Here is a 3,237-nt window from a genome sequence, read left to right as displayed (position 1 = left end):
AAGCCGTTACAAGAAGTCTTGAACCCCGCAACTATGCGGGGTTTCGTTTTAGATGGTACCCGCAATTGATTACTTACGCACCGAGGAACAAAAACTCCCAACCGTATTTTTCTTTCTGCCGCTCAATCATCTGCTTCACTTTTTCGCTGTTGTACCGGCGGCTGGCATTTTCCATTCCGTCCGTAGTGATTACAAACATGGTGTGTTCCGGCACATCCTCCTGTCTTGCGTACTTATGAACATTTCCAATGTGATGAATTGCACCGCCGATGGCATCTAAGAGTGCTGTGCATCCGCGAACCGTGTAATCCCGGTCAGTCATCGGTCGGATGTCCCTTACATTTACACGGTCGTGCAGGACTTCGCTCACATTATCAAACAGCACCGTTGAGATCAGTGCTTCGCCCTCTGCTTTTTTCTGCTGCTCAATCATGGAATTGAATCCACCGATGGTATCCCGTTCCAATCCGCTCATGGAACCGCTGCGGTCTAAGATAAAAACGATCTCTGTTAAATTCTTTCTCATATGCTTGTCCTCCCAAAATCTCGCCCTTGCGGGCTCGCTGTCGCGGTATTCGCCAAGGTTTCGAGCAAGCTCGAACTTTGGCTCATTACACGCGCATATGGCTGCTCGGTTTCGTACCTTACAGCCATAGTATAGCGATTTTCTTTTGTGGAGTGGTCGCATGGAAAGCGACATTTCTTTGTCCTTATGCTCCGATCAGGCTCTGGTCAAAAGCAAACAGCGCCTCGTTGATTTCATACACATTATAGTTTCCCCGTTCGACAAAATATTCTACAATGATGTCGAATTTGCTCGAATGGGAAAGGGTAAACCCGGCCTTGCCGAGCATCTCTTGCATCTGGGCAAGCGGCAGTTCCAAAGCGATGGCAAATGCCAGCGCTGTAGGTTTGGACGGTTTATAGAATTTATCTGAGCGAATTTTGGAAAAGAGCTTCCGGTCAATGTTTGCCTTCTTGTAGCACTGGGCATCCGTCATGCCGCTTTCGTCAATCTTCCGAAGCAGCATTTCCGAAAAGCTCTCATCAATCTGCCCCAGTGCCTCTTCCAAGGATTGACTGCTGAATGATTTAAAGATTGCTTCGGACGGAAGCGAAACAGGTTCAGCTTCAAAGCAGGATTCTTCTGACAACGCCTTGAGCCGCCGTCTCTGTTCTACTCGGCTGTCAGTATGTTCCTCCACATACCGATCATCTATGTATGCCGCGATATCAGCAAACAGTTTTCCGCTGATCTGATATGCCTTTCGGTCAAAGATAACGATGTAGACCATCATCTCATTCTCCAGCAGAAACGTACTGATGGTATCGACTGCAACCTTCAGTGCCTGGTCTTTTGGATAGCCGTAAATGCCGGAGGAAATCAGCGGAAAGGCCACCGACTGACAGCCATTTTCTTTTGCCAGGTTCAAAGATGTCCGATAGCAGGATTCCAGAAACTCCTGTTCCCGGTGCTTGCCATCCCGCCAGCGCGGGCCGACTGCATGGATCACATATTTGCAGGGCAGGCGGTATCCCTTTGTGATTTTTGCGCTGCCGGTCTCGCAGCCATGCAGCGTACTGCACTCTGCAAGCAGCTCCGGTCCGGCGGCACGATGAATGCAGCCGTCCACACCACCACCGCCCAAAAGAGAAGTGTTGGCAGCATTGACGATTGCGTCAACGCTCATTTTTGTGATATCGTTTCTGATAATCTGTAAGGGCATTGCTTATCTCTCCCCTTTCTGCTGTCTCGTTAAACATGCTTCTTTTTCAATTCACGAATCAACATTTCAACCTGTGTTCCTATAAGGAACGGTGTTTTGATTGTCGATGCCCAATAAAAATTCCGCTTCAAAATTGTTTTAATCTCATTCGGAGACAGAGCAGGCAATGCTTTAACATCTCCATTGAAATTTTCCGGCACAATCATTCTGACACTATGATATTTTTCATCACCCACTTCCGTTGGTGTGTCTGTAACAATCTGTCCAACTGCAATAATTCCTCTTCCTTTGGAATAAAAAAGAGCATAGTCATCTTTGCGAAAGCTGTCGATATACCGTTTAGCATCTCCATATGCCGCTATTTTGTTTCCGAGAATCATCTCGGATTCATTTGTATCTGAATACGAGATATTCGTATCAAACATGATTCCCTTACACGCAGAAAACTTCAAACGATTATTTTCTATTTCTGTCAGAAACTTCACCCAGTATAAAACATTCTCCGGAATGATATGAGACTTATCCGGATTGATCGCAAATTCATAGATAACTGTTGGATCTGCTACTTTCACATTTGAATATTTCTGTTCATTCTGAATGTTTCCTTCTGTTGTAAGCAAATACACTTCACCATTCAGGCTGGAATAGTCATCTGTATTGAGATCAATATTACCCTTCTTTACCTGAATGTAAATATGCTTTCGGTTCAGGTCATTTGGATCAACCAAAACGCACTCATACTTTGGCGTAGCAATTTTATTTGTCGATGGAATGCAAACGTAGCCTTTCGTATCATACAGCCACAGCGCAAGTAAATCCTCAACATCTTCCGGCTGAAGCAGGCTGTAAAAATGCTTCTCACATAACGAGAGGGCTGGATCGGGATAATTGAATAGATCCTGTGCTGAATCGTGAACGCGGTTATACAGCATTTGACTGTATGCTTCTACTCCATTTTTCTTAATTCTCTGGATGGTTGATCCCATAATAAATGATGTTGCCACAGCACCAGGAACGGACTCTTCATCTGCCTTATCTGTAGCTGGATACCAGTCTATGTTTGTCAACTGATTCGCTGCATCAATCTGTACCGCATCTTCGCGAAACACCCAGGTGCTGTTCGACTTAACTCTCGCAATATAGTATTTTCCTTCATTTCTTGAGCGCATCCATAGGAGATCTCCTTCTTTCACATCCTCTACCATGCGGCACACACTGTCGAATGATCTGTACTGAGTTCTTGCCAGATTACAGTAATCCAAAAATGTATGTATCTCAGAACGTTCCGCCTGGGTTAATTCGCGCAGACTCCATCCCATTGCTGCGACATGATTTTTCAAGCAATAGTCGGCAACATTTGTGCCTCCTGTATTCACCTGTAATCTCCATACTGCCATTTTATCTTCCTCTTTCTTTTTGTATTTAGAACTTTCTCGTAACTGTTCAGTAGGTCTGCGCATTCACTGCGCTGACCGTATGAAAACATGGGCTTGCAGGCAAAAATCCCATT

2 protein-coding genes and 1 pseudogene are annotated in these 3,237 nt (G+C 45.2%); all 3 read right to left on the bottom strand.

All coding sequences use genetic code 11. The features are described 5' to 3' along the window. Positions 1 to 76: 76 nt before the first annotated feature. A pseudogene (locus tag WMO41_RS15675) lies at positions 77 to 526 on the bottom strand (vWA domain-containing protein); the annotation flags it as partial. A 184-nt stretch (positions 527 to 710) separates the two neighbouring features. Beyond that, a complete protein-coding gene (locus WMO41_RS15670) occupies positions 711 to 1,727 on the bottom strand; it encodes an O-acetyl-ADP-ribose deacetylase (RefSeq protein WP_349230570.1) in 1,017 nt (338 codons plus the stop codon). A gap of 29 nt (positions 1,728 to 1,756) precedes the next feature. Beyond that, complete coding sequence (locus WMO41_RS15665; RefSeq protein ID WP_349230569.1) at positions 1,757 to 3,124, bottom strand: DUF8426 domain-containing protein; 1,368 nt, start codon at positions 3,122 to 3,124, stop codon at positions 1,757 to 1,759. Positions 3,125 to 3,237 lie beyond the last annotated feature (113 nt).

Origin of the sequence: Ventrimonas faecis (assembly GCF_040096075.1) — a bacterium.
Classification (GTDB): Bacteria; Bacillota; Clostridia; order Lachnospirales; family Lachnospiraceae; genus Brotaphodocola; species Brotaphodocola faecis.
The sequence above is the reverse complement of the archived record's forward strand: the minus strand, read 5'-3'. Positions and strand labels throughout refer to the sequence as shown.

What these genes read in the sequence shown, in the direction of transcription:
- WMO41_RS15670 (WP_349230570.1), bottom strand. Translation starts at nt 1,727, where the DNA reads ATGCCCTTACAGATTATCAGAAACGATATCACAAAAATGAGCGTTGAC.
- WMO41_RS15665 (WP_349230569.1), bottom strand. Translation starts at nt 3,124, where the DNA reads ATGGCAGTATGGAGATTACAGGTGAATACAGGAGGCACAAATGTTGCC.